At 68.8% G+C, this 26,241-nt stretch carries 24 protein-coding genes; 16 read left to right on the top strand and 8 right to left on the bottom strand.

The genetic code is table 11. The annotated features are described in order from the left end of the window. The first annotated feature begins 142 nt into the window (after positions 1-142). Both NBG84_RS18805 and NBG84_RS18800 read left to right on the top strand, forming a co-directional pair. Positions 143-652: a gluconokinase gene (locus NBG84_RS18805; RefSeq protein ID WP_250920655.1), complete on the top strand. Its 510-nt coding sequence runs from the start codon at positions 143-145 to the stop codon at positions 650-652. 134 nt (positions 653-786) lie between these two features. Continuing rightward, positions 787-2,184 (top strand): GntT/GntP/DsdX family permease, encoded by a 1,398-nt coding sequence (locus NBG84_RS18800; RefSeq protein ID WP_250920654.1) that lies wholly within the window; start codon positions 787-789, stop codon positions 2,182-2,184. A gap of 150 nt (positions 2,185-2,334) precedes the next feature. Here NBG84_RS18800 and NBG84_RS18795 read toward each other — a convergent pair whose 3' ends face one another. Beyond that, complete coding sequence (locus tag NBG84_RS18795) at positions 2,335-3,990, bottom strand: FAD-binding dehydrogenase (RefSeq protein WP_250920653.1); 1,656 nt, start codon at positions 3,988-3,990, stop codon at positions 2,335-2,337. Positions 3,991-4,134: 144 nt separating this feature from the next. On the opposite strand from NBG84_RS18795, the gene NBG84_RS18790 reads away from it, so the two are divergent. The 6 genes from NBG84_RS18790 (at position 4,135) to NBG84_RS18765 (ending at position 9,910) form a co-directional block, all read left to right on the top strand. Next, positions 4,135-4,680 (top strand): NUDIX hydrolase, encoded by a 546-nt coding sequence (locus NBG84_RS18790; RefSeq protein WP_250920797.1) that lies wholly within the window; start codon positions 4,135-4,137, stop codon positions 4,678-4,680. Beyond that, the gene (locus NBG84_RS18785) at positions 4,680-5,078 is read left to right on the top strand and encodes a YidH family protein (protein ID WP_250920652.1); all 399 of its coding nucleotides are present in this window, start codon (positions 4,680-4,682) and stop codon (positions 5,076-5,078) included. Before NBG84_RS18790 ends, NBG84_RS18785 begins: the two co-directional genes overlap by 1 nt. Beyond that, on the top strand, positions 5,075-5,473 hold the full coding sequence (locus tag NBG84_RS18780) for a DUF202 domain-containing protein (RefSeq protein WP_308312083.1): 399 nt from the start codon (positions 5,075-5,077) through the stop codon (positions 5,471-5,473). The genes NBG84_RS18785 and NBG84_RS18780 overlap by 4 nt, the downstream gene beginning before the upstream one ends. 152 nt (positions 5,474-5,625) lie before the next feature. Continuing rightward, on the top strand, positions 5,626-6,885 hold the full coding sequence (locus tag NBG84_RS18775) for an exo-beta-N-acetylmuramidase NamZ family protein (protein ID WP_250920651.1): 1,260 nt from the start codon (positions 5,626-5,628) through the stop codon (positions 6,883-6,885). 516 nt (positions 6,886-7,401) lie between these two features. After that, on the top strand, positions 7,402-8,748 hold the full coding sequence (locus tag NBG84_RS18770) for a serine-threonine protein kinase (RefSeq protein WP_250920650.1): 1,347 nt from the start codon (positions 7,402-7,404) through the stop codon (positions 8,746-8,748). A 550-nt stretch (positions 8,749-9,298) separates the two neighbouring features. Then, positions 9,299-9,910 (top strand): hypothetical protein, encoded by a 612-nt coding sequence (locus NBG84_RS18765; RefSeq protein WP_250920649.1) that lies wholly within the window; start codon positions 9,299-9,301, stop codon positions 9,908-9,910. A gap of 200 nt (positions 9,911-10,110) precedes the next feature. Here NBG84_RS18765 and soxR read toward each other — a convergent pair whose 3' ends face one another. Further along, a complete protein-coding gene (soxR, locus tag NBG84_RS18760) occupies positions 10,111-10,587 on the bottom strand; it encodes a redox-sensitive transcriptional activator SoxR (protein ID WP_250920648.1) in 477 nt (158 codons plus the stop codon). Positions 10,588-11,129: 542 nt separating this feature from the next. Here soxR and NBG84_RS18755 point away from each other — a divergent pair. The 3 genes from NBG84_RS18755 to NBG84_RS18745 all read left to right on the top strand — a co-directional run bounded on the left by NBG84_RS18755 (position 11,130) and on the right by NBG84_RS18745 (position 12,799). Continuing rightward, positions 11,130-11,591, top strand: a complete 462-nt coding sequence (locus NBG84_RS18755; RefSeq protein WP_250920647.1) for a MaoC family dehydratase — start codon at positions 11,130-11,132, stop codon at positions 11,589-11,591. A gap of 211 nt (positions 11,592-11,802) precedes the next feature. After that, complete coding sequence (locus NBG84_RS18750) at positions 11,803-12,507, top strand: DUF998 domain-containing protein (protein WP_250920646.1); 705 nt, start codon at positions 11,803-11,805, stop codon at positions 12,505-12,507. A gap of 79 nt (positions 12,508-12,586) precedes the next feature. Then, positions 12,587-12,799, top strand: a complete 213-nt coding sequence (locus NBG84_RS18745) for a DUF4287 domain-containing protein (RefSeq protein ID WP_250920645.1) — start codon at positions 12,587-12,589, stop codon at positions 12,797-12,799. A gap of 146 nt (positions 12,800-12,945) precedes the next feature. Here NBG84_RS18745 and NBG84_RS18740 read toward each other — a convergent pair whose 3' ends face one another. Beyond that, positions 12,946-13,590 carry a TetR/AcrR family transcriptional regulator gene (locus tag NBG84_RS18740; RefSeq protein ID WP_250920644.1) on the bottom strand — a complete coding sequence of 215 codons (645 nt, stop codon included), beginning with the start codon at positions 13,588-13,590 and terminating at the stop codon, positions 12,946-12,948. A 214-nt stretch (positions 13,591-13,804) separates the two neighbouring features. Between NBG84_RS18740 and NBG84_RS18735 the strand changes: the two genes are divergently transcribed. Then, positions 13,805-14,464 (top strand): TetR/AcrR family transcriptional regulator, encoded by a 660-nt coding sequence (locus NBG84_RS18735; RefSeq protein ID WP_250920643.1) that lies wholly within the window; start codon positions 13,805-13,807, stop codon positions 14,462-14,464. A 1,569-nt stretch (positions 14,465-16,033) separates the two neighbouring features. Here the strand turns inward: NBG84_RS18735 and NBG84_RS18730 are convergent. The 3 genes from NBG84_RS18730 to NBG84_RS18720 all read right to left on the bottom strand — a co-directional run bounded on the left by NBG84_RS18730 (position 16,034) and on the right by NBG84_RS18720 (position 20,179). After that, positions 16,034-17,404 carry an ABC transporter ATP-binding protein gene (locus tag NBG84_RS18730; RefSeq protein WP_250920642.1) on the bottom strand — a complete coding sequence of 457 codons (1,371 nt, stop codon included), beginning with the start codon at positions 17,402-17,404 and terminating at the stop codon, positions 16,034-16,036. Between the two features lie 441 nt (positions 17,405-17,845). Further along, the gene (locus NBG84_RS18725) at positions 17,846-19,366 is read right to left on the bottom strand and encodes a CitMHS family transporter (RefSeq protein ID WP_250920641.1); all 1,521 of its coding nucleotides are present in this window, start codon (positions 19,364-19,366) and stop codon (positions 17,846-17,848) included. Positions 19,367-19,564: 198 nt separating this feature from the next. Continuing rightward, positions 19,565-20,179 (bottom strand): TetR/AcrR family transcriptional regulator, encoded by a 615-nt coding sequence (locus tag NBG84_RS18720; RefSeq protein WP_250920640.1) that lies wholly within the window; start codon positions 20,177-20,179, stop codon positions 19,565-19,567. An 82-nt stretch (positions 20,180-20,261) separates the two neighbouring features. Here NBG84_RS18720 and hmgA point away from each other — a divergent pair, with 82 nt between their 5' ends. From hmgA to NBG84_RS18705, 3 genes are all read left to right on the top strand, one after another. After that, positions 20,262-21,644 (top strand): homogentisate 1,2-dioxygenase, encoded by a 1,383-nt coding sequence (gene hmgA, locus NBG84_RS18715; protein ID WP_250920639.1) that lies wholly within the window; start codon positions 20,262-20,264, stop codon positions 21,642-21,644. Between the two features lie 12 nt (positions 21,645-21,656). Further along, entirely contained in the window at positions 21,657-22,409 is a 753-nt protein-coding gene (locus NBG84_RS18710; RefSeq protein ID WP_250920638.1) for a GntR family transcriptional regulator, read from the top strand. Positions 22,410-22,553: 144 nt separating this feature from the next. Beyond that, positions 22,554-23,729, top strand: coding sequence for a type ISP restriction/modification enzyme (locus NBG84_RS18705; protein ID WP_308312082.1), 1,176 nt, complete (start codon positions 22,554-22,556; stop codon positions 23,727-23,729). Positions 23,730-23,947: 218 nt separating this feature from the next. On the opposite strand, the gene NBG84_RS18700 is transcribed toward NBG84_RS18705, so the two are convergent. Both NBG84_RS18700 and NBG84_RS18695 read right to left on the bottom strand, forming a co-directional pair. Then, a complete protein-coding gene (locus NBG84_RS18700; RefSeq protein ID WP_250920636.1) occupies positions 23,948-24,298 on the bottom strand; it encodes a hypothetical protein in 351 nt (116 codons plus the stop codon). Next, positions 24,295-24,723, bottom strand: a complete 429-nt coding sequence (locus NBG84_RS18695; protein WP_250920635.1) for a hypothetical protein — start codon at positions 24,721-24,723, stop codon at positions 24,295-24,297. The genes NBG84_RS18700 and NBG84_RS18695 overlap by 4 nt, the downstream gene beginning before the upstream one ends. Positions 24,724-24,983: 260 nt before the next feature. Between NBG84_RS18695 and NBG84_RS18690 the strand changes: the two genes are divergently transcribed. Beyond that, positions 24,984-26,180: a CaiB/BaiF CoA transferase family protein gene (locus NBG84_RS18690; protein WP_250920634.1), complete on the top strand. Its 1,197-nt coding sequence runs from the start codon at positions 24,984-24,986 to the stop codon at positions 26,178-26,180. Positions 26,181-26,241: the final 61 nt, after the last annotated feature.

Here is a 26,241-nt window from a genome sequence, read left to right as displayed (position 1 = left end):
GCAAGGGTACGGGGCGGAGCTCCCCCAACAAAAAGTATGACGTTTAGGTCTCAGCCTCTTGAATATGTCGTACCTAATGGGTTTCAGTAGCGCGACGGACAGATGTCGACAGCGGTGTCGACACAGGACAGCGAGGCATGTGATGAGCACCCCCCACGTCGTTGTGGTGATGGGCGTCGCAGGGACCGGCAAGACCACGATCGGTCCCCTGCTCGCCGATGCACTGGGCGTTCCCTACGCCGAGGGCGACGATTTCCACCCCCCGGCGAACATCGCCAAGATGTCGGCCGGCACCCCGTTGGACGACAGGGATCGCTGGCCTTGGCTCGATGCGATCGGGGCCTGGGCCCACGATCGGGCGGGCCTCGGCGGTGTGGTCTCCAGCTCGGCGCTGAAGCGGGGCTACCGGGACCGACTGCGGGTAGCCGCCCCGGACGCGGTCTTCCTCCATCTGACCGGGGACCGGGAGCTGATCGAACGCCGGATGAGCGAGCGCAAGGGGCACTTCATGCCCACCCAACTGCTCGACTCCCAGTTCGCGACGCTCCAGTCGCTGGGGGCGGACGAGACGGGCGTCGCCATCGATGTCTCCGGGACCCCCGAGGACATCACCGCCCGGGCCGTCGCAGCCCTGCGCGGACTGGACAGCTGATCAGCCCCACCCCCCTTCCCTCCCCGTACGGACCGGCTCCCGCAACGGCCCGACTGCCCCGACGGTCCGAACCGTTCTCCCGCGGTCCACTTCGCGCAACCGCCCCTTTCCCTCAGTTTCCCTAAGGAACCACCGTGACCAGTCTCAGCGTCGAGATGCTGGCAGCGGACGCCACAGCGCCGATCACCTCGGCGGGCAACGCCCAGCTCGGCATCGCCGTACTGACCGGCATCGCCGTCATCGTCCTGCTCATCACCAAGTTCAAGCTCCACGCGTTCCTGGCGCTCACCATCGGCTCGCTCACGCTCGGCGCGCTCGCCGGGGCACCTCTGGGCAAGGCGATCGAGTCCTTCTCCAAGGGCCTCGGCGCGACGGTCGCCGGTGTGGGTGTGCTGATCGCGCTCGGTGCGATCCTCGGCAAGCTGCTCGCCGACTCCGGCGGTGGCGACCAGATCGTCGACACCATCCTCGCCAAGGCCAGTGGGCGCACCATGCCCTGGGCCATGGTGCTGATCGCCTCGGTGATCGGTCTGCCGCTCTTCTTCGAGGTCGGCATAGTCCTGCTGATCCCGGTCGTGCTCGTGGTCGCCAAGCGCGGCAACTACTCCCTGATGCGGATCGGTATCCCCGCCCTGGCCGGTCTCTCCGTGATGCACGGACTGATTCCGCCGCACCCCGGTCCGCTGGTCGCGATCGACGCGCTCAACGCCAACCTCGGCGTCACGCTCGCCCTCGGTGTGCTGGTCGCCATACCCACCGTGATCATCGCCGGTCCGATCTTCTCGAAGTACGCGGCCCGCTGGGTGGACATCCAGGCGCCGGAGAAGATGATCCCGGCACGCCCCTCGGAGGACCTGGACAAGCGCCCCGGCTTTGGCGCGACCGTCTTCACGGTGCTGCTGCCCGTGGTCCTGATGCTGGCCAACGCGCTCGTCGAGATCGTCGTGGACAATCCGGAGAACCCGGTTCAGAAGGTCACCGAGGTCATTGGCTCCCCGCTGATCGCCCTGCTCGCCGCAGTGCTCGTAGGCCTGTTCACGCTGGGCCGCGCCGCCGGATTCACCAAGGACCGGATGGCGTCCACCGTCGAGAAGTCGCTCGCCCCGATCGCGGGCGTGCTGATGATCGTCGGTGCCGGCGGTGGCTTCAAGCAGACGCTGATCGATGTCGGTGTGGGCCAGATGATCCTGGACTTCTCCAAGGACTGGGCCATCCCGACCCTGCTGCTCGCCTGGCTGATCGCGGTGGCGATCCGGCTGGCGACCGGTTCGGCGACGGTGGCGACGATCTCCGCCGCCGGTCTGGTGGCTCCCCTCGCGGCGGGTATGTCCACCAGTGAGTCGGCCCTGCTGGTACTGGCCATCGGTGCGGGTTCCCTCTTCTTCAGCCATGTCAATGACGCCGGGTTCTGGCTGGTGAAGGAGTACTTCGGGATGACCGTCGGCCAGACGATCAAGACCTGGTCGGTGATGGAGACCATCATCTCGGTGGTCGGCATCGTCTTCGTCCTGCTGTTGTCGCTGGTGCTGTAGCGCTGTCGGTCACCCGGGTGCGAGAGCACCCGCGGTCGTCGCGCTTGGGTGGGCCCCTCCGATCGGAGTGGCCCACCCAAGCGTCGTCGGCGGCCCGTCCCGGGGCCGATGGCGGCCCGGCCGCGGCCGTCGGTCCGCGGGCCGGGCCGGCTACTCCACCGCCCTGGCGGCGGCTCGCCCGGCCGCGCGCCCGGAGAAGATGCACCCGCCGAGGAAGGTTCCCTCCAGCGAGCGATAGCCGTGCATCCCGCCGCCACCGAACCCCGCGGCCTCCCCTGCCGCGTACAGCCCGGGCAGTGGTCTTCCCTGCCCGTCGAGCACTCGGGCGCAGAGGTCGGTCTCCAATCCGCCCAGGGACTTACGGGTCAGGATGTTCAGCCGTACGGCGATGAGCGGCCCGGCCTTGGGGTCGAGGACGCGGTGGGGAGCGGCGGTGCGGATCAGTTTGTCGCCGAGGTAGTTGCGGGCGCCGCGGATGGCCATGACCTGGAGGTCCTTGGTGAAGGGGTTTCTGATCTCCCGATCCCGGGCGGTGATCTCCCGCCGTAGGTCCTCCTCGTTGATCAGGGACTCCTTGGTCAGCGCGTTCATCCCCCGCACCAGGGCGGGAAGGTCGTCCCTGACGACGAAGTCGACGCCGTTGTCCATGAAGTCCCTGACCGGACCGGGTACGGCGGCCCTGGCCCGGTCCAGGACACCGCGGATCGACTTGCCCGTGAGGTCCGGGTTCTGCTCGGACCCGGAGAGGGCGAACTCCTTGCCGATGATCCGCTGGTTGAGGACGAACCAGGTGTGGTCATGGCCCGACCTCATGATGTGTTCCAGGGTGCCGAGGGTGTCGAAGCCCGGAAAGAGCGGCACGGGCAGACGATGCCCCCGGGCGTCGAGCCAGAGCGATGAGGGGCCGGGGAGGATGCGGATGCCGTGTCGCGCCCAGATGGGATCCCAGTTCTCGACGCCCTCGGTGTAGTGCCACATCCGATCGCCGTTGATGTGGTGGGCACCGGCCCGCTCGGCGACACCGAGCAGCAGTCCATCGACATGGGCGGGGACGCCGGAGAGCATCCGCGCGGGCGGAACCCCGAGCCGCCCCGGCCACTGGGCACGGACCAGATCGTGGTTGCCGCCGATGCCTCCGCTGGTGACGATCACCGCCTGCGCACGGTACTCGAACGCCCCGGCGACCTCCCTGCTGCTCGGCGTGCCGCGCTCGGCCGCCGAGGGTTCCAGCACCTCGCCGCTGACGGTGTCGAGGGTGCCGGCGGGTCCGCTCAGACCCGTGACGCGGTGGCGGAACCGTAGCTCGACCAGACCACGGTCGACGCCTTCGCGCACCCGCTGCTCAAAGGGGGCGAGGATGCCGGGTCCCGTCCCCCAGGTGATGTGGAACCGGGGTACGGAGTTGCCGTGGCCAAGGGCGTCATAGCCGCCGCGCTCCGCCCAGCCGACCACCGGGAAGAACCGTACGCCCCGGGCGCGCAGCCAGGCCCTCTTCTCGCCGGAGGCGAAGTCGACGTAGGCCTGCGCCCAACGGCGGGGCCAGTGGTCTTCGGCCCGGTCGAAGCCGGCGGTACCGAGCCAGTCCTGGAGTGCGAGATCGCGGCTGTCCCTGACCCGCATACGGCGCTGCTCGGGCGAGTCAACGAGGAACAGCCCGCCGAAGGACCAGTGGGCCTGCCCGCCCATCGACTGCTCGGGTTCCTGGTCGACGAGGATGACCTTGCGTCCCGCGCCCACGAGTTCCGCGGTGGCGACGAGCCCCGAGAGCCCCGCCCCGATCACGATCACATCAGCGTCATACGCCATGGTTGTTGTCCTTCGCGGGCAGGTGGCGGCGGTTGCTGTCCCGATTTTCGGTACGGGCCGGTAACCGCGTCAACAGCTGCGGACAGCGAGGCCGGTCAGTGGTATACCGGGTGCTCACCCCGGGACAGTGGTTGTATGGCACACATGATTCCTGGGGATGAAGTGCTGGACGTGGTCGATGAGCAGGACCTGGTGATCGGGCAGGCCCGGCGGGACGAGGTCTATGCCCGCGGGCTACGCCATCGCTGTGTGTTCATCCTGGCCACCGATGCCCAGGGCAGGATCTTCGTACACCGCCGGACGGCGACCAAGCTGGTCTTCCCCTCGCTGTACGACATGTTCGTCGGCGGGGTCGTGGGTGCGGGCGAGAGTTATGACGAGGCAGCGCTGCGTGAGGCCGGTGAGGAGTTGGGGGTGCCCGATCTGCCCCAGCCCGAGCCGCTCTTCCGCTTTCTCTACGCGAACGACAGGCAGAGCTGGTGGTCGGCGGTCTACCAGGTGCGCTGCGACTCCCAGGTGAGGCCGCAGACCGAGGAAGTGGCCTGGCACGCGTTCCTCTCCGCGGCGGAGTTGGAACAGCGACTGGACACCTGGGCGTGGGTCCCCGACGGATTCACCGCGTATGAACGGCTGAAGGCCCACCGCGACCAGGTCAAGGCCGCGAGAGACGTCCGCGGAGAGGCCTGTTGATGAGCGACTTCCGACGCAGCCTGCGACTGTGGTTCGCCCCCCAGCGGGTGCGGGAGGAGGGCACCACCCCCGACTACCGCTTCTCACTCGCCAACGAACGCACCTTTCTGGCCTGGCTGCGTACGGCGCTCGCGCTGATCGGTGGCGGCTTCGCCGTGGACCAGTTCCTGCCGGACCTACGCTGGGGAGTGCGGGCGGGGTTGGCGTTCGGACTGCTGGGCGCGGGTGTGCTGTGCGCGTTGCGGGCCGTGAACCACTGGGTGCGCTGTGAGAGGGCCATGCGGCGCGGCGAGGATCTGCCGGTGTCACGGTTTCCCACGGTGGTGAGCCTGGTGGTCGCGGTGGTGGCGGTGGCGATGATCGTGATCGTGTTCCTCGGCTGGGAAGGCGACTGGTGAGGGCGCCCGGGGGCGAGGGCGGTTCGTCCGGGCCTGACCCCGGCCCGGCGGCTTCCGATGGAACGCCCGGTTCATGGGACGAGGCCCGCGATCCCGGCCTCCAGCCGGAACGCACTCGACTCGCCTGGCGGAGGACGACCCTGGCCTTCACGGTGGCGGCGGTACTCGCCGCGCGCCAGGTGGTGAGCACGGACCACGGCGGGCTGGACGCCTGGGGAACCGTTGCGGTGGGCCTGGGTGTGCTGCTCTGGGTCGGCTTCATCTGGGCAGCCCATCGGCGGATAGGAGTGCTGGGGTCTTCGGCACACCCCTCGTCGCTGCCGACCCGGATGGCGCTGACAGCGGCGGGATGCACCATGCTGCTGGCCGTCTTCGCCCTCTCGATGTTCTTCTAGCCGCGGTGTGCGGGCGGGCTCACCGGGGATGGCACCGGCCGGTGCCGCTGACTGCGCGACAGGAGAGGGCGACGGGGCCCAGGTCGTTCCCCGGGGCCGTCAGGGGCACTAACGTGCGTGCCCATGACAGGCAGCAGCACGGAGGGAGTCATATGAGGCTGTCCAGAAGGGGATTGCTGGCCGTCGGTGGGGCCGCGGGTGCCCTGGCCGCGTCCGGTTCCGCCGCGGCCGCCGCGACGGCCCGGGGAGAAGAACACCGGAGCCGACGGGTTCGTACTGGTTTCGACAGACTCGCCGCCGATGGGTTCGCGCTGCTGTCGGGGCAGCGCGTGGGTGTGGTCACCAATCCAACCGGTGTCACCGCCGATGTCCGCCATATCGTGGATGTCATGCACGGCGATGACAGGGTCGATGTGACCGCGGTCTTCGGTCCGGAGCACGGCTTCCGCGGCACGGCACAGGCAGGTGGTTCCGAGGGGCGCTATGACGACCCGGCGACCGGGTTGCCCGTCTACGACACCTATCAGGCGAGCGGGCAACGGCTGGCGGACATCTTCACCGTGTCGGGCGTCGACACGATCGTCTTCGACATCCAGGACGCGGGAGCCCGGTTCTACACGTACATCTGGACGCTGTACGACTGCATGCAGGCCGCCGCACTCGCGGGGAAACGTTTCGTGGTGCTGGATCGACCGAACCCGGTGAGCGGTAGGGCCGCGCTGGGCCCGGTGCTGGAGCCGGCCTTCGCCACCTTCGTCGGGCGGGAGCGGATCGCGCAGGCGCATGGAATGACGGTGGTCGAGCTGGCCGCGCTCTTCAACGGGGAGTTCCTCAAGAGCAACCCGGTGGAGCTGGCGACCGTGGCGATGTCGGGCTGGCGGCGCTCGGACTACTTCGATGACACCGCGCTGCCCTGGGTGCCGCCCAGCCCCAACATGCCCACGCCCGAGACGGCCCTGGTCTACTCGGGCACCTGCCTCTTCGAGGGCACGAGCCTGTCGGAGGGCCGGGGGACGACCCGTCCCTTCGAACTGCTGGGGGCACCTGAGATCGACCGCCGCTGGGCCGCGGCGGCGAACGCTCTGGAGCTGCCGGGCGTGCACTTCCGCGAGGCGTACTTCACCCCGACGTTCAACAAGCACACGGGCAAGACCTGCGGCGGGGTTCAGGTGCACGTCCATGACCGGGACGCCTTCGATCCGGTGCGTGCGGGCATCGGGCTACTGGTGACGGCCAGACAGTCCTGGCCCGGTTTCCGCTGGGTGAACAACAACTGGATCGACAAGCTGACCGGGTCCACCAAGGTCCGCACCCTGATCGACGCCGGCGCCCCAACGGCTGAGGTCGTGGCGTCGTGGCGGGACGAGCTGGCCGCGTTCCGCAAGGTCCGTCGCAGGTATCTGCGGTACTGAACCCTCTCGGGGCACTGGTCCAGAGGGGTTTCGGGCTCGACGGAGGTGCAGGGCTGACTCCACCCCCTCCGGGGGCCCGCCCTGTTCACGAGCAGGCAGGCCACACCGGCAGGGGCCGAGCGCCGAGGCGGTGTGGGGGCGCGTCTCCCCACGGGACCACCACCTCGATACGGGCTCGGCGTCTGTCGTTGCCGGAAGTGACTCGACGGGGACCCGTCCGGTCCGAGGCACCGGGGCCGGATGGCCGGATGGGCTCCAGGCGGTACGGCTGGCTCCGTCGTACGACGTACTGGTCCACCTCCGTCGAGCCACCGCCGCGAATGGGCTCTGAGCAGCGGCGACGAGACCCCGCCAAGAGAACTACCGGGTCGGGCGGGCAGCCGGTTGGGAGGTGCGGTCGCCATCCAGGCCCTGAGCGACTCGGCCGAGTCCTACTGTCCCGGTCAGAGGTATGGCCGTTCCCTCCGGTACGCAGGATGCTGCTCACAGAAGCGGACGTACCGGGGGAGGCACCGTATGCCGGGGATGAGCGTGGCGCCCTATCAGGACATCACCTTCGACAAGGACGGCGATGTCAACACCGCCCAACGGGAACGGCTACTGCGGCTGGATGTCACCGATCTTGTGCTGTTCGCCCATGGCTGGAACAACTCACCGTCAGTGGCCCACCGGCTGTACTCGTCCTTCTTCGCCCCGTTCCCCGCGCTGCTGAGGCCGAGAATACGGTTGGGGTACGCGGGGGTGGTCTGGCCGTCGATGCGGTTCGCCGATGAGCCCATCCCCGACTTCGACCCGGCGGCGCTCACCGCGCCAGGGGCGGAGTCGTACCCCGGTCAACTCGACCCTGTCGGCGATATCCCGGACCCGGTGGCACTGGACCCCGCCAGCCGAGAAGCCCTACGGACCGTCTTCCCGGGGCATGAGGCCACCATCGCCCGGCTGTCGGGGTTGCTCGCCGAGCGACCCTCGTCCAGGGAGGCGTTCGCAGAGTTCGGGCGACTGGCGCGGGAGCTGACCGAAGCCCCCGCCGGAGGTCTGGAGACCTGCTTCACGGTGGATCTCCCCCAGGACGAGCAGGGCCCGCCCGCCGTGCTCTACGAGGACGCCTTCGACCTGTGCCGGTTGTTCGCCCTGGCACTGGACGAGACGGAGCCCGGCGGCCTCGCGGATCTCTCCATCGACTCCCTGGGCAACGGGTTCCAGAAGACATGGAAGGGCGCCAAGGAACTGCTGCGCCAGACCACGTACTACGCGATGAAGCGCCGGGCGGGTGCGGTCGGCGAGCTGGGGCTCGGGCCGCTGCTCGGGCAACTCGCCAAGAACAGGCCGGGGGTGCGGGTGCATCTCGTGGGCCACAGCCAGGGCGCACGATTGGCCTCCTTCGCCCTGAAGGGGCTGCCGGACGGGGTGCGCAATGTGAAGTCGGTGACCCTTCTGCAAGGGGCCTTCTCGCACTATGTGTTCGCACCGAGCCTCCCGCACGCCGCGCACAACGCGGGCGCGCTGCGCACCATGGAGCAGCGAGTCGACGGGCCGCTGGTGGCCTGCCACTCCCGCCATGACAGCGCGCTGGGCGTGATCTACCCCCTGGCGTCCCGGCTGGCCGGGGACGACCGCGGTGCGATCGGCCTGGATCGGCGCTGGTGGGCGGTCGGTTATGACGGCATCCAGGCCGCCAGGCCCCCATCGGCGCGGCTGACCCTGGCGCAGGCACTGGCGCGGGGAGTTCCCCCGTCGGGATGCGTCAGTGTGGACGCATCGTCGGTGGTACGCCGCGGGGGGCCGCCGTCCGGGGCTCACAGCGACATCTGCCATGAGGAGTTGGCACGGATCGTGGTCTCGGCGGGGCGCATCGGGGCCTGAGCCAGGCGCCGTGGTCAGGAGCCAGCGTATGACGATGCGGAGCGCGGCAGCGAGACACCCTGAACGCGGCCCGGTACGAGGGGTCCAAAGGGCTCCGCGCCGGCTGCCCGGTCGACGACGCCCGCCTCAACGGTCAGGCGGTCAGGCGGTCAGGCGGTCAGACCCAGACCGGGACAGCCGGCCATCCGGTGGCGAACTCGGCGACCGGGGCGTTCCGCACCCTTCGGCGAGCGCCGGCAAGCGCCTCGATCCAACCGGCCCGGCGGGGCGGGGCTTGACCGCGGACCCGCGCGAACGACGCCCGTTCACAACTCGATCCCTTGATCGCTGACTTTCGGGGCAGTCATCAGAAGGCAGTCTTCCCACGGTGGATTCGGGGCCGCGGGCTCCGAGGCGGGAGGGATGCAAAGACATCGGCGCAGGTGCGACCCCACTCACCACCGTAGGAACGTTTCATTAATGGGCTCCATCGGATTTTCGATGGAGCCAGATCGGGCAGTCGTACGTCCATACACCAACGCCGATGTACCAGCGACGGAGGTGGCAGTGCATGGCCGGTTTCCGGAGTCTTGCGAGACAGGTGCGCGATGCGCGATGTGATCTGGCGCTTCGTCGCTACTCACTGCGCAAGTGCCTAGAGCGGTTTGCCCCTTATGGGCACCGGGCGACTTGGGATCACCTATGTGCCCGGTACGGTATCGAGCCCGAGGACCGGGCTCCTGACCCGGCGCGGCTGGTGGCCGCGCTCGAAGAACTGGAGCGGGCGCGGGCCGTCTGGCTCGCGTACGAGGAGAGTTTCGCGGATCGGCGCAAACGGGAGAAGCACGATGGGCTGCGCCGGCCGTCGTCGTTCGATGACTGGCACCGACGGACCTGGGGCGGACACGGTGTCGCGCGCTGCGACAGGCCCACCATTCACCCCGCCGCACCACTGGACGAGGTACTCCACCGGTTGATCTCGGCACTGGGCGAAGAGCCCGGTGCGGCCTGCCCGGTCTGCGAGGCGACCGAGATCGTATGGCGGCAGGATCTCGCGCACGAACCGTTGAGCGGACCGGTCTGCCTGGGTTGCGGGATCGTGGTGCCCCGGCCGGTGCTGACATCCGAGGCCGTGGCCGCGGCCAAAACGGCAGGGCGCGTGGAACTGGCATCGGTGGCCTGAGGGCGCGGGGGCGGGCCGCACGGGGTGGTGGCCCCGCCCCCTCTCCGTCACGTCACGTCATCCCACACCGTGAGATATCCGCGCGGAGCCTCACAGGGCGGCGAGGCAGCGTCATGCGCGGGCGAGGGCGCTCTCCGGGACGGGGAGGCGGGCGATCGCGTACGGCTCCCGCCACGCTGGGAGCAGCGACCGTCGGGAGCTCACTCGGAGCTCTCGACGGAACGGCGCACGGGTAGCAGACGTGAACCCGCCATCTTCTGACCGAAGGTGTCGTCCGGATTGGAGAGGACGCAGTTCTCCAAGGAGAGGCAGCCACAGCCGATGCAGTCGGTCAGATGGTCACGCAGTCGCGCCAACTGCTTGATGCGCGTGTCCAGTTCACCGCGCCACGCCTGGGACAGACGCGCCCAATCATCACGGTCCGGGGTCCGCTCCTCGGGCAGTTCGGCGAGCGCGTCCCGGATCGTCGCCAGCGGGATTCCGACCCGCTGCGCAGCACGGACGAACGCCACCCTGCGCAGGGTGTCCCTGCTGTACCGCCGCTGATTCCCGGAGGTCCTACGGCTGCTGATGAGGCCTTTGGACTCATAGAAGTGCAGTGCGGACACGGCGGCGCCGCTGCGCTGTGACAGTTGGCCGACGGTCAGCTCTTGGGTGGTCTCGGGAAACGGTGGCACCCCGTGACCCTACTGGTCCTCCTTCGGCGGAGAAAACCTCAGGGCCGGGCCCGTGAGCGGGCCGCCGGGCCCTGCCTCAGCCGAGCGGGCCCCACTCCTCGATCTCTGGTCGGCCGAGCGGCAGGGCAAGGGGAGGCCCCGCTGCCGCAGCGCTGCGGATCATCGCGATCGGGCTCCCCGCCCCTACCCGCGCCACCGAGTACGGAGGTGACCGCTCGGAAGCCGATCGGCTCAGGACCGACCGCCGCGGCCCGGTCCGGCCGCCCGGCTTCGTGGTGCCGTTTGCAGGGGTGGCCTTCTGGCGGGTCGAACACTCGGGCAGGACGAATGCGGCGACACGGGCGGCGCGGCCGGTGACGGAGCCGGTGGCCAAGCGCGTCCACGCAGGCCATGCCCCCGGAGCCAGGCATTCGAGGGGAGCGGAGGCTGCTCTTTCTGACGCTGTATCACCAAGCGATTTCGACGGATCGGAGGCTTCTGTACGGTGGGGCTCCGGACCGGGCTCCCCCGGGAGCCAGATGTGTGAAAGGCAGGGACCAGCGATGGCCGAGCCGAGGATCTTCACCTCCCCGAACGAGCTGAGCGCCGCGGTCGGTGAACCGCTGGGGCAGAGCGACTGGCTGGAGATCGACCAGAAGCGCGTCGACCTCTTCGCCGACGCGACCGGCGACCACCAGTGGATTCACGTGGATCCGGCCCGGGCCGCCGATGGCCCGTTCGGGTCGACCATCGCCCACGGCTATCTGACCCTCTCGCTGCTTCCGGTCTTCATCCCCCAGGTGATGCGGGTCGAGGGCATGAGGATGGGCCTCAACTACGGGACCGAGAAGGTACGCTTCCCCGCCCCCGTGCCGGTGGGGTCGAGACTGCGGGCGACAGTGACCCTCCAGAGCGTCTCGGAGGCCGGCGGTGGGGTGCAGGTGACCGCGCGGGTCACGGTCGAGCGCGAGGGCGGCGAGAAGCCGGTGTGTGTGGCCGACTCGGTCACTCGCTACTACTTCTAGGCGCCGCACGGACGGTGCGACCGCCCTGAGCCCGAGGTACCCGCGTCGGCGCCAGCCACTGTTCCCCAGGACAGGTCACATGTGACCCAGGTCACCCCTGGGCAATCGATGACTCCGCCCCTTCCCCCTGGTCATACCCGCGACAACACCGCAGTGCCGTGGGCGCCCTGGCGCCGAGGTCGGAGCACCGCGAGCGAGGGAAGGGACCCTGATGACCCACACACTCACCGCCCCGATCAGCAGCGCCCAAGCCGCCGCCCCGGCCGCGCGGCGGACACGGCGCCTGGTGTTCGCCGGCGCCGCGGCAGGGCCGCTCTTCCTCGGAGTGGGGCTGATCCAGGGCCTGACACGCGACGGCTTCGACTTCACCCGCAATGCCATCAGCCAGCTCAGCATCGGCGACCTGGGTTGGATCCAGATGACCAGCTTCGCGCTGACCGGGGCCCTGGTCATCGCCGGTGCGATCGGGATGCGACGGACATTGCGCGACGGCCCCGCGGGCACCTGGGCACCCTGGCTGGTGGGCGTGTTCGGCCTCTCGTTCCTGGTGAGCGCGGTGTTTCCGGCCGATGCCGGAGCGGGGTTCCCCGCCGATGCCGCCGAGGCCCCGGCCGCATCGATCAGCACCGATGGCGCCATCCATATGCTCGGCGGCATGGTGGGCTTCCTCGCCCTGTGCGCCGCGTTCCTCGTCCTGGCCCGGCACTTCGCAGCCCAGCAGGAGCGAGGCTGGGCCCTGGCCTGCCGCCTGATGCCGGTGGCGGTGCTCGCGGGCTTCATGGCCTCCGCGGCCAGCGTGCTGGCCTTCACCGCGGGAGCGGGCCTCGGCCTCATCTGGCTCACCGCGACAGCCGTCCGGCTGGCGGCTGGGCCCCGGCAGTCGAGCCCCAACGACGGACGCTCTCCCCGCTCCTAGCGACTCATCACCTCAAGATCACCCATGTTCAGATGGACCAGCCGGACAGCTGGACCGGATAGATAGGACACTTGCCACCATGAAGGACACTGTGAAGGGCCCTGCCAGCTACTTCCCCTCCATCGAGAAGAAGTACGGCCGCCCCATCGCGGAGTGGAAAGACCTCATCCGCGCCTCGCCCCTGACCAAGCACATGGAGCTCGTCTCCTGGCTCAAGGCCGAACACGGACTCGGGCACGGCCACGCCAGCGCCCTGGTGGCCCATACCCTCGCCGAGGACAGCGGCAAGTGAGCCGCGCCCGCGGGCCGGCTGCGGGTACGCCCGAGCGCGTACCCCCCGCATCCCCCAGCAAGGGGAGAGCCCCGGCCCCTGGGCCGGGGCTCTCCCCTTCACCGCACTACCCGCTCGTCAACCGGTGGACCAGGGGCCCGCGTCGATCAGTCCCGGCCGTCGCCGGACGAAGACCGTGCCGACACCATGCGCAGGACGAGACCCGCGTAGAGTTCGCCCACCTCATCGGGGGTTCGATGCCCCCTGGTGTTGAACCAGCGCGCCACGTCGACGCAGAGCGAGAGGACCGCGAGTGTGGTACCCGGCACATCGGGCACATCGAAGTCCCCGGACTCCACGCCGTCCCGCAGGATGCCTCGGATGACGGCATCGCTGCGGCGGCGCAGCTCCACGATCTCCGTGCGGTGCTCCGGTGAGAGGGCGTCGAGTTCGTACTGCACCACCCGGGCGGTGTCATGGCGTCCGGCATGCCAGCGGACAAAGGAACTGACCGCACCGGCGAGCCGCTCCCCTGGTGTTCCCTCCCGCTCGGCGGCGACGGAAAGGATCCGCAGTGCCCGGTCGTGCCCGATCCGGCTGATGCGGTGGAGCAGCTCTTCCTTGGTCTTGTAGTGGATATAGAGGGCGGCAGGGCTCATTCCAGCCCGGCCGGCGATATCGCGGGTCGTCGTGGCGTGGTAGCCGCGCTCAGCGAAGGCCTCTACGGCGGCGATGAGCAACTTCCTTGCCGCCTCGGGTGAAACCTCGCCCCATGGCACGTCCTCGCAGGTCATGTCGTCGGCCGCAGTCATCACACGCCCTTTCCTGTTCCGCAGGAGGAAACCATACCCTCACGGGTGAGCAAGCGCTTAGCGCTTGACGAGAGCTTGCCGACCCACATCTTGGTCAGCGATATCGAGCCAGAACACACCCGGAAGTGGTTGGTGCCTCGTCGGCCGGCCCGGCTTCCCCCCACCGGCGTGAGCGGCGCTGGTTCCCTCCGCGGCAGGCCCTACGATGTGCCGCATGGCCCGACCGCGGAAGCCCCTCCTCAGCAGAGAACGCATCATCGAGACAGCGGGCGTACTGATCGATGCCGAGGGTGTGGAGGCGATCTCCACCCGCCGACTGGCAGCCGAGTTGGGAGTGAGCGGCCCCTCCCTCTACAACCACTTCCGCACCAAGGACGAGATCCTTGAGGCGGTCGCCGACGCCGTCCAGGCACAGGTCGACCTGTCGATGTTCGACGCCGGGGCGCACCCGGAATCCGGCGACTGGGGCTGGGACACCGCACTGCACGACTGGGGCGTCGCCTACCGTGCGACGCTCAAGGCCCACCCCCATATCGTTCCGGTGCTCGCGTTGGGGCCCGGTCGCCGGCCCGCTGGGTTGCGGGTGGCCGACGCCGTCTTCGGCGCCATGGTCCGCGCGGGTTGGCCCCCCGCGCAGGCGACCTCCATCGGCGCACTGATGCGGTACTTCGTCACCGGCTCGGCGCTGGGCTCCTTCGCCCGGGGTTTCGTCGACGATCAGGCGGCGTACGACCCGACGGACTATCCGCATCTGGGCCAGGCGCATCTGCTCGCCGAGCGCCAGGAGCAGGTGGACGAAGGGGCCTTCGAAACGGGTCTGCGGGCGATCATCGACGGACTGAGGGTTCAGTTCGCGGCCATCGCCGAGAAGTGAGCGCCACCGGGAACCGAGCACCGCGTCGCACGGGCCGGTCGGCCCGGTGCGCGGTATGCCGAGGTCCCCTGGCCCCCAGGTGCTCAGCCCGGCCCCTGGAGTGAAGCCCCAGGCCACCCATCGCTGACGCGAACACTCCGAACGGCCCCGGAGCGCCCCTTCGACCCGAGCCGCACCCACGCCGTGGACGGCCCGGCCAACTGCGGCAACCGGATCGGGCACCCCTGTCATCGAGTGCTGCAAATTCCCGTTGAGCGCGAGTAAATACAACGTTCTTTCATTTGTGGAAACGGCGTCAAAACCTCTGGAGCGCCCCGCCGACGGAAGCCGTACAAGCCCGTCCGAACCGCTCCCGCTGCGAGCGGTTGATTGAAAGTTGCCATCTCGGGTAGCGGAATGAGCTGTTATCACAATCACCCACTCCGTAAATGGCCGGAACCGAACCGAGGGTCCATCGATCCGGCCGTTCGATGTGTTCTGGAAACATCACCCCAATCCACGGGAGAGCTCATCGATGGGACCGCTGGACCCATCAAAACAAGCCGGAACGCACGTGCATGCTCCATAGAACCGACCGGGCCTTGGTGGCCTGCAATTCACAATGCCGCAGACCGGGTACGAAAGGGTCTTGCGTAAAGAGGGGTACGGACAGGCGCACAGGGCCCTTCTCCGCCATCGATACCGGCCACCGTCGGCCGGCCGACGGGCTTCCAGTCGGCCCGGGTGGCACGGCGACCGTAGGTAAGGACCAGGCCACTGAGCGGCGGCATCCGCGCCCTGGACGGTGGGGCGCACGGCCTATACCCCGGGGTCAGGGCCCCCGAAGCGTGATCGACGGCGACCGGAGGTACCGGAACACGGACCGGAGGCTCGTGTCGAACCCGTTCCGGCGGCTCCGGCCCGCCAGCCCACCCGCTCGTGGCCGGCTTGGACGCCAGCGGACGCAGCCGGGCTCGGCAAGGCCGCCCGCCTGCTGCCCAAGGGGGCGTCCCCGGCGTATCGGCTCCTTGGGCTGCCACGGACTCTCGATCGACGATGGCGCTTCCCCTCCGCGCTTCGCAGGGGCGGAGACCTCTGGCCCATCACTTCAAAGGCGTACGGGCGTAACGGCGTCGGCGGGCGGGCGGGCTCCCGATCGGCGAACGTGTGCGGGCCGCGGTCGGTGAACGGTGGCGGCGATCTTGTCCTCGCGGGCCTGGAGCGCGTCACTCAACAGGCGGCGGGTGCGATACGGACGGCAGTCGGGGTGTGGCGCAGACGGGCACATCGAACCTGGCGGGCCCCACGGTGCTCTCGGCGACCGTATCGGTGGGGCGCGGGAGCTATGCCTGCTCATCTCCCAGGCCGGTTCGCGGGCCCAGTTGGCGGGCCGTCAGCCGGCTGCCACGCGGGGTTTCAGCACCGCGTCGGCATCGATCCTGGCCGTGCCGGTCCATCGCCGGCTCTTGAACATCGATCTCATCGCGGGGTTGGCCTGAGCTCCCCCACCGCGGTGGCGGTAGTGCGTTCACACAGCACTGGTTTCCCATGCCATGGGCCCCGGCCCGAGGGCGCAGGGGCCCATCGACCTCAGCTTTCTATGCCGAGCAGCTCAGCGGGGGCAGGACAGATCCTTCTCCCGTGGTGGTCGAAGACGTAGAGATGGGCGAGATCGACCAGCAGCGGCACCCGGGCACCCGGCTGGAGCCAGAGGTTGGGGCTGGTCCTGACGACGAGCGAGTTGGCCGGGACGGGCGGACGTCCCGGGTCGTGCGGCCCGTACCCGGCGGGCGGCCCGTAGGGCTGCGGTCCCGACTCTTCCAAAATGGCCGGGGGACCGGAGAGATAGGTGTTCATCCGCTCCTTCCACCTGGTCAGCATGGTGCCGTTGTCCTTCCCGCGGTTTCTGAGGCGGCGCGGAGAGATGGTGGGTCGGGGCGACTCCAGGTTGGGCACGATCGCCGATCGGGAGCCGATGTTGACGTAGACCAGGGCCTCGTGCCCCTGGTACTCGGTGTACTCAACGGTGCCCGTCAGTGGCACCTCACCAGGGCGGGCCTGGCTGGGCAGGCCGACCCTGGTGGCCTCGGAGCGCAGCCCGACGATGATCTGCCGCCCTTGCTGGATGCGCAGCAACTGGTGGTCGACACTGAGCGGTTCGGGCAGGTTCAGTCGCTGTCTGCCGAGGTCGAGTGACATTCCACCGTCCAGTGGCGCATGCACGACAGCCTGGAGGAGATTGATCCGCGGGGTGCCGATGAACGCGGCGACGAAGACGTTCTCGGGTACGGCGTAGATATCGCGCGGGGTGCCGACCTGCTGGAGCACACCACCGCGCATCACGGCGACCCGGTGGCCCAGTGACATGGCCTCGGCCTGGTCCTGGGTCACGTAGATGGTGGTGACGCCCAGTTCCTTGGTGAGCTGGGCTATCTCGGCCCGGAGCCGATTGCGCAGCTTGGCTTCCAGATTGGACAGCGGCTCGTCCATCAGGAAGACCGACGGCTGCCGGGAGATCGCCCGCCCCATGGCGACCCGCTGTCGCTCTCCGCCGGAGAGTTGGTAGGGGTAGCGGTCGAGGACGTCCTCGATGCCGAGCATCCGGGCGGTGGCGTCGACGTGGGGGCGGCGGTCCCCACGAGGGTCGCCCACCCGAAGGGGGAAGCCGATGTTCTCGCGGTTGGTCATGTTGGGATAGAGGGCGAAGTTCTGGAAGACCATGGCGATGGATCGATCGCCCGGAGACAAATGGTTGGCGGGCTCTCCATCGAGGAGAAGCTCGCCGTCGGTGATCGTTTCCAGTCCGGCAATCATGCGGAGAACGGTCGTTTTCCCGCAGCCCGAGGGGCCTAGGAGCACGACGAATTCGCCCGGTTTGACGTCGAGAGTGAATCGATCGACGGCACGGGCAGCTCGTCCGTATCGCTTGCTGACACTCTGCAGGGTAATAGAGCGAGTCATATGTTCCGCCGGGGGATGTGGGGAGCGGCTGGGGGCTTGAAAATAGTCGAATAATCCCGGCCGGGGAATAACATCGACGTAAATTGGAACAGTGCTTTCGGTCCGGAGCAGCTACACCGGCGCCTTGCCCTGCCGGAATCTTGAACGGCTTTCATTTCCCCACGAGTTGGCTTCCGCACACATCATCGGCGCCCTGACCGCCGACAGGAGCACGCCAAGCGTGACAAAAAGAGCCCTCACCACCTCGGGCGTCTCACCAGGCGATACTCCGATGCGCCGGCATGGACACCGCCGCACCAGCCAACGGACAGACGGCAGTTCCCTGGGTGTGTGGGAACGCGAAAGCGTCAGGGGTGCGGGAGCCGAAGTGATCGAATCGGCTCCCACACCCCTGACGCTCTGGCCTCTATCCGTGGCACTGTGCAATCAGGGCGACAGACCTCAGATGATCCCGATCACCACCCCGGCGGCAAGTACCACCAGTGAGGTGAGTGCGGCCCATTTCACGGTGAACCGCGTGTGGTCGCCAAACTCGACCTTGGCCATACCGACGAGTACATAGACGGCGGGCACCAGCGGGCTGGACATGTGCAGCGCCTGTCCCACGAGCGAGGCGCGGGCGATCTCCAACGGCGAGACACCGTGGGCCGCTCCGGCTTCCGCGAGCACCGGAAGCACTCCGAAGTAGAAGCCGTCATTCGACATGAAGTAGGTGAGAGGAAGACTCAACAGTCCCGTGACGATGGCCATGTGCGGGCCCATGCCTTCGGGGATGGCCCCCACGAGCCAGTCCGCCATGTGCTTGACCATGCCGGTGCCGGTGAGCACCCCGGTGAAGACCGCGGCGGCGAAGACCATGCCGGCGACATTGAGCACGTTCTCGGCGTGCGCGCCGATACGGGCCCGCTGGTCGTTCATGTTCGGGTAGTTGACCGTCAGAGCGAGTGCCGCGCCGAGGAGGAAGAGCACCGGGATGGGCAGCAGCTCCATGATCATCGCCGTGAGAAGGGCGATGGTGAGGCCGGCGTTGAACCAGTAGAGCTTGGGACGAAGGGTCTCGCGGTCGGGGTCGAGGCCCTGGAATCCGTCGTCCTGGCCGTCGAGGCCGTCCGAGGCGTCCATGGCACCGGTGGACCCCGCGGTCTGGGAGGAACCCTCCGGGCCCGGGACTCCCGCGCCGCCCCGCCCGGCCCTCTTGCCCGTGCCGGCCGCCTTGCCCCCCGTGGCACTGGCGCCCTTCCCCTTCGCCGAAGCGCCCCGGCCCAGCGGAGCGGTGGCGTCTGCTCCGCCACCGGTGGCGACCAGTACCGTGTCCGACTCCGGCGCCAGCACCTCGTCCAGGGAGAGGTACCCGAGCCGCTTGCGCTCCCTCATGCCCAGCACGTACGCGAGGATGAAGACGAAGAGCAGCCCCACGGCGAGTGCCGGAATCATCGGTACGAAGATGTCGGCGGCGTCCAACTTGAGGGCGGTGGCCGCCCGTGCGGTGGGCCCGCCCCAGGGCAGGGTGTTCATCACCCCGTTGGCGGTCGCGGCGATTCCGGTCATGACGACCAGGCTCATCTTCAACCGCTTGTAGAGGGGGTACATCGCCGAGACGGTGATCATGAAGGTGGTGGAGCCGTCGCCGTCCAGCGAGACGATCGCGGCGAGCAGGGCGGTACCCACCACCACCCGCATCGGATCTGCTTTGCAGAAGCGCAGGATGCCCCGGACGATCGGGTCGAAGAGACCGACGTCGATCATCACGCCGAAGTAGACGATGGCGAACATCAGCATCGCCGCGGTGGGGGCGAGGTTGCCGACGCCTTCGATGACGTAGTCGCCGAGGTGCGCGCCCTTGCCGACGAGCACGCAGAAGAGGGCGGGTATGAGGATCAGTGCCGCGATGGGCGACATCTTCTTCATCATGATCAGGACCAGAAAGGTCGCGATCATGGTGAAGCCGAGGATTGTCAGCATGGGGGGTACCTCACGTTCATCCTTGAACTCCCACCGGTTCGGCGGTCCGGACGACGTTAGGGGGCGCCAAAAGCTGTTAACAAGGTGTTGACATGCGAGCAATACGAGCAAAACACCAGGTCAACGCGGACACCGCGCTGACCTCCGGCTTCTTTGGCTTCCCTCGTTCCCGGCCCTTCAACCCAGCGCGCTCGACCCTCAATCCAGCACCCGCGCCAGATACGCCCGCAACAACTCCCTGGTCTCCCCGATGATCACCTCATCCCCGGTGGACTCCATCCGGAAGGCCAGTCGCAGCAAGGCGTCCGCGGCTTCCACGGCGATCAGCACCACCCGGCGCAGTTCCTCGTCCACCGCGCGCCCGACGTGGGCGGCGACCAGGTCAACGAGGGAATCGGCCACATGGCCATTGGCGCCGCCCGCAGGGGCCCCCGCGGGGAGCTGATGACCGAAGTCGATCAGCGAGAAGCCAGGGGCGGTTCGCTTCATCGCCAGATACTCGTCGAGTGCGGCATCGAGGAGCCCGCGCCAGTCCCCGTCGGGCGGTACCGGTAGCCGCTCGGTGATCCGCGTGGTGTACCGATCGAGATTTCGCTCGGCCAGCGCATCGGCGAGCGCCCTCTTGTTGCCGAAGAAGCGGTAGACCGAACCGATGGGCACCCCCGCCCGCGCCGCCACGGCACGAGTCGACAGTTCCTCATAGCCGACTTCGTCCAGCAGATCCGCACACGCATCCAGTATTCGGGCGAGCCGTTCGGCGCTGCGCCGCTGCACCGGCGCACGGCGTAACCGGCCATGGAATCCGCGCCTCATCGTGCCGTTCCGACGCCGTTGACGGGACAGTTCTGCAATCCTACGGTTGTCCATAGGATTCTTTCGGCACCGGGAGCGGACGATGAGCGGGATCGGGCAGACCCAGCAGACGCGGGCCGGGCAGGCGGGCACCCTGTCCACACGGGCCGAGCAAGCACGCAAAGACACCGAATCACTGACGTACTCCTCCGGCTTCGGCAATGAACACAGCTCCGAGGCGGTCCCCGGAGCTCTTCCGCTGGGTCAGAACTCACCCCAGCGCGCTCCACTCGGGCTGTACGCGGAACAGCTCAGCGGCTCAGCGTTCACCGAGCCCCGCGCCCGCAACCGTCGTTCCTGGCTGTACCGCATCCGCCCGTCAGCCGCGCATCCGCCCTTCAGCCGCATCGGCAACGGCTCGCTGCGCAGCGCCCCCTTCACCGAATCCGTACCCGACCCCAACCGGCTGCGCTGGAGCCCTCAGCCGGAACCGGCCCCGGGTACGGACTGGCTCGCCGGACTGTGGACGCTGGGCGGCAATGGGGACACCACCCAGCGGTCGGGCATGGCCGTGCACCTGTACCACGCCAACGCCGCCATGGACCGGGTCTTCAGCGACGCCGACGGTGAGCTGCTGATCGTCCCCGAGCACGGTGGCCTGCTGCTCGTCACCGAGCTGGGCCGGCTGGCCGCCCGCCCCGGCGAGGTGGCCCTGATCCCGCGCGGTGTGCGGTTCCGCGTGGAACTGCTGGACGAGCGGGCTCGCGGCTATGTCTGTGAGAACTACGGACAGCCCTTCCAGCTCCCCGATCTCGGCCCCATCGGAGCGAACGGACTGGCGAACGCCCGGGACTTCCTCGCCCCGACCGCCGCGTATGAATCCGAAGCCGATCGACCGGTGCAGGTGATCACCAAGTTCTGCGGCAACCTCTGGTCCGCCGACTACGCCCATTCACCGCTCGATGTCGTGGCATGGCACGGCAACCATGTGCCGTACGTCTACGACCTGCGCCGATTCAATGTCATCGGGACCATCTCCTATGACCATCCCGACCCTTCGATCTTCACCGTGCTCACCTCCCCGTCGGACACTCCCGGGCTCGCCGGCGTCGATTTCGTGGTCTTCGCGCCGCGCTGGCTGGTCGGTGAGGACACCTTCCGGCCGCCGTACTTCCACCGCAATGTGATGAGCGAGTACATGGGTCTGATCGAGGGTGCGTACGACGCCAAGACCGCAGGCGAAGGCGGCTTCGTCCCGGGCGGCGGGTCGCTGCACAACATGATGTCGGCCCACGGCCCGGACCGCGAGACCTTTGACCGAGCCAGTGCCGCCGAGCTGGCGCCACAGAAGATCAATGACGGTCTTGCCTTCATGTTCGAGACCCGCTGGCCGGTGACCGCAACCGAGCAGGCGGCCAACGCCCGCCATCTCCAGAAGGGTTACGACAACGTGTGGCAGGGTCTTGAGCGTCATTTCGAGTCCTGATACGGAGTCCCCGTGCCCTCCTCCTTCGCTCCCGACTCACTGGTCCTCAACCGCAAGTTGCCGTTGTGGTACCAGGTCTCGCAGTCGCTGCGCGCGTCCATATTGGGCCGGACGCCCGAAGCCTCGCTGCGGCTGCCCACCGAGGAACAACTCGCCGCGCACTACCGCGTGAGCGTGTTGACCATGCGGCAGGCCCTCAAGGAGCTGGAGGAGGAAGGGCTCATCAGCCGGCATCGACGGCGGGGGACCTTTATCGAACCGGGGGCCCGGCGCGGCGCCCCGAGACGGTTGCTGGGCTCGATCGACGCGATCGTGGCCCAGCAGTCCGGCGAGCAGACCACGATCCTCGGCCATGGGCCCGAGCCGGTGCCCGGCGAACTGACCGAGCACTTTCCCGATCTGGCCGAGGTGGTCATGTACCGGCGGCTGCGATGCGACGGTGAGAACGGTGAGCCGACCAACTGGGCGGAGAACGCGGTCCGCCCGGACATCGCCGCCAGCCTCGATGTGAAGGACCTGGAGCGCTGGCCGATGACCAAAGTGCTACGGGACGCGGTCGGGGTGCGGATCGGCAGGATCACCGACACGGTGGAGGCGCGGTTGGCGGACCCGCTGACGGCGGAGTTGCTGAAGGTGCCCTTGCTGAGCCCGATCCTGCACTACACCGGCGTCACCTGTGATCTGGCCGGCCAGGTGGTCGATGTGGCGCGCATCCGCTACCGGGGCGACCGGTTCTCCTTCTCGGTCACCGTCGACGCCGAGTGAGGCTCCTCCGCCACGGACTCCTCGCGGCCAGGGACTTTCGGCTGGATCGGGGGAGCCCGTCAGGATCCAGCCGGGAGGGCCCCGGCCCCCAGCCAACGACCCATGGGTGGCGACGGGTCACGGCAGGTCGGGCAGGATATCCCCATGCTGATGCTCGACGACCTCATGCCCTGGGGCGTACGACCGCTGCGAATGGGACGTTCCTGGGTGCTCTCCCCGGACGCGGGTGCGCTCAGGGCCCGCTGGGACGCGGTGCTCAGGGCGCGGGGCGCCGAGCAGGACGCGCTGTTCGGCTGTACCCGAACCAGGACACCGCACACAGCCGTGGGGCAACTGCCCGGACAGCGATCGGCAACGGGCCGCTTCGCCCGGGAGAGCGGCCGCTGCCCCGAGCCGATGCGGATCCTCCACGGTGCCTTCGACCACCAGTGGCTCATTCCGGACCATCGGCTCATCGACCTCGCCCGCCCGGAGCTATGGCGCGTCGCGGACGACCGGCAGGTCTTCGTCATCGAGCAGAACGCGGAGCGCGCGGAGACCCGGGGCCCCTCGGTCGTGGCGTCCGCGCTCCTGCCCGATGGCCATGCGCTCTCCGGTAGGGCCGGCCGCATCCGCCCGCTCTACCGTCGACCGGACGGCGCAGAGCCCAATGTCGCACCCGGGCTGCTGCCGACACTGAGCAAGCTGTACGGGAGCGAGATCACCGCGGACGATCTGCTGGCCTGGATCGTGGCCGCGGCCGGACACTCGCCCACGGGCTGCACGGTCCCGTTGCCCGCCGACCCCACCGTCTGGTCCGCGGGCATCGACATCGGCCGCCGCATGCTGGAGATCCAACTGCGCGGTGCTCATGGCAGGGCGCGACCGAGACTGCCCGGTGGCCGCCGCCCCTATGTGCGCGCGGCGGTCGACGCACAGCCGACCGGTATGGCGTATGACTCCACCGAAGAGACGCTCGCCATCGGCGCGGGCCGGATCTCGCCCGTACCGGCCGGGGCCTGGGAGTTCTCCTGCGGTGGGGTACGCGTTCTCGACCTCTGGTTCGGCAGCCGCACCGCAACCGCCAGTGCGGGAACCCTGGAAGCGCTGGGCTCCCTGGCCTGGCCGCAGGAGTGGACGTCCGAACTGTTGGAGCTCATCACGGTCCTGGCGCTGCTGGCCGAGGTGGAGGCCGATCGCACGGAGCTGCTGAAGACGGCGGCCACGGACCAGCTCGCCGAACTCCCGGGGATACTTCCCCTCCCCTCTGCCGCCCGCCGGCCGGCCTCGGTGCTCGACCATCCCGAGGAAGGCCCGGAGGGACAGTTCGCGCTGCTCTGAGCCGCGGCCCGGGCGCGGCCTCAGATGCTGCTCCGGCTCGATGGCAGGTCACCGACGCTCATCGTCGCAAGCCGACCGTTACGGGGCAGGCCAGCGGATTGCCCCGTAAGCGATGGGGGCGCCAGCCGCAGAGATGGGGAGCCGGCGACCGCTAGCAGGCTTGTCGGCGCAGCCGGGCAACCGGGCAACCGGGCAACGGTGGCGGGGGCTAGCCGAAATCATCCGCGCCGAGGGCGTTGGCCCCGACGACGCGGGCCCCACCAGGAACGCCGGGCCCTTGGCCGCGGCGGACGTCTACCGCCAGCGCGCCGCTGAGCGGCTTCGACCCGGCGCCGCTTCCATGGATCGTCGGGGGACGGAATCGGCACCTTGCGTTCCGCCTGTACCTGGATCTCGTAGTACGAGTCATGAGCGGTGATCCGAAAGGCCTCGTCGTGGGAGGCCATCGCGGCGCGGATGGCCGCGCCGGCGACACCTCGGCGTCGTGCGAGGGATGCCAGCCAGGCGAAGAAGCCCAGGATCGCGGCAAGTGCGCCGACGAAGACCAGCAACGGGAGGAGTTCACTCATCGGTCCACGCCTCCGTCGGCCACCTGGGAGCTCGGGCGAGCGGCCCTGGCGCCGCCCTCGCCCGGTAGGGCGCCTTCCGTACCGGACGGCTCGGCACGGCTTCCCGCGTCGGGGGCACGGCTCCCCGCCTCGGATGCGGTGGATCGAAAACGCACTACCCCGCTCTCCAGATCCACCTGGCCTGGTGGGCCCTCCGCGGGTCTGACGTTCTTGCGCACCCGCTCCTGCTCCATGGCGTTCCTGACGGCCCGTGCACCGGGGTCGCCCTCTTGGAGGAAGTCAACGCCGATGGATGACAGACCCTTGCGTCTGCGCCAGTAGACCCATCCCCGAGCCTCCATCCACAACAGGGTCCGGTCCAGGAGGTAGAGGGCAACACCGAGGGCTAACACTCCCCCGGCAACCTGCCACGCTGTGCTCACCATGCCCGGTGAACGGTCCATGCGGACCCGGGGTTCCCACCCGGACGGCAGTAGGCCGATAGTGGATCGGGGTGGCCGGGGCGGGGCGCCGGTCTCCTGGCCGGGGCAGGGGCCAGGCGTCGATCACGGGCCAGGGCCCCGGCCTTGACGGTCGGCGCGTATCCCCGCACCAGATCGGGACGGGTTATGCGCCACCGCAGCGGGATACACCTCACACCGGGTGTCTGATGACATATATGCCGTACACACGGTAGGCACGGCATATGCACACTCAGCCCCTGCCGCTCGAAGGCATCACGGTCGTCGCCGTCGAGCAAGCCGTCTCGGCTCCCTTCGCCACCCGTCAGCTCGCGGATCTCGGTGCCCGTGTCATCAAGGTCGAGCGGCTGGACGGCGGTGACTTCGCCCGCGGCTACGACACCGCGGCCCAGGGGCTCGCCTCCCACTTCGTCTGGTGCAACCGCGGCAAGGAGTCCCTCGCCGTCGACCTCAAGGACCCGCGTGGCCGGGACATCGTGCACCGGCTCATCGCCGACGCCGATGTCTTCGTCCAGAACCTCGCCCAGGGCTCCGCGGCACGTCTCGGTCTCGATGCACCGACCCTGTGTGCGGCACACCCGCGGCTGATCGCGGTGGACATCTCCGGCTACGGCGCTGGGGGCCCGTACGCCCACAAGCGGGCGTACGACATGCTGGTCCAGTGCGAAGCAGGGCTGGTGTCGGTCACCGGAACCAGCGAGCAGCCGGTCAAGGCCGGCGTTCCGGCCGCGGACATCGCCGCTGCCATGTACGCCTTCTCCGGGGTCCTCGCCGCCCTGCTGCGGAGAAGCACCACGGGTCGGGGTGGGCCGGTGGAGGTTTCCATGCTGGAGTCCCTGGCCGAGTGGATGGGACACCCGCTGCACTATGGGATGCACGGTGGTGAACCTCCGGCGCGCACCGGTATCGCGCACGCCGTCATTTCCCCGTACGACGCCTACGCCACCGCCGATGGCGGACAGGTCCTTCTGTCGGTGCAGAATGACCGCGAATGGCGGCGGATGGCCGACCAGATCCTGAAGGACCCGGCGCTCGGCAGCGACCCGCGGTTCGCCACCAACACCGCCCGCACCACACACCGTGAGCTCACGGACGCGGTGGTGGCCGGTGCGCTCTCCCAACTCGGCACGGAAGAAGCCGTGCGACGGCTGGAGGCGGCGGGCATCGCCTGTGCCCGGCTGAATGATGTGAAGGATGTGGCCGGACATCCTCAACTGGCCGCGCGGGACCGATGGCGGGAAGTGGAGACGCCAACCGGACCACTCAAGGCTCTGCTGCCTCCGATCACCCTGCCGGGTGGGCCAGAGGCGCAGATGGGAGCGGTGCCCGCCCTGGGCGAGCACACCAGTGCGCTGCTGAAGTCCTTGGGGATGACGGACCAGGAGACAGCGGCGCTACGCCGGGACAGCGTGGTCGCCTGAGCGCGGGGCCGCACAGGCGGTGACACGTGACATGTGGTGCGCGACCCAGGGTGCGCTTTGA

It is taken from the genome of Streptomyces albipurpureus (assembly GCF_023701525.1).
Taxonomy (GTDB): Bacteria; Actinomycetota; Actinomycetes; order Streptomycetales; family Streptomycetaceae; genus Streptomyces; species Streptomyces albipurpureus.
This window is presented reverse-complemented; position numbering and strand designations above follow the sequence as displayed.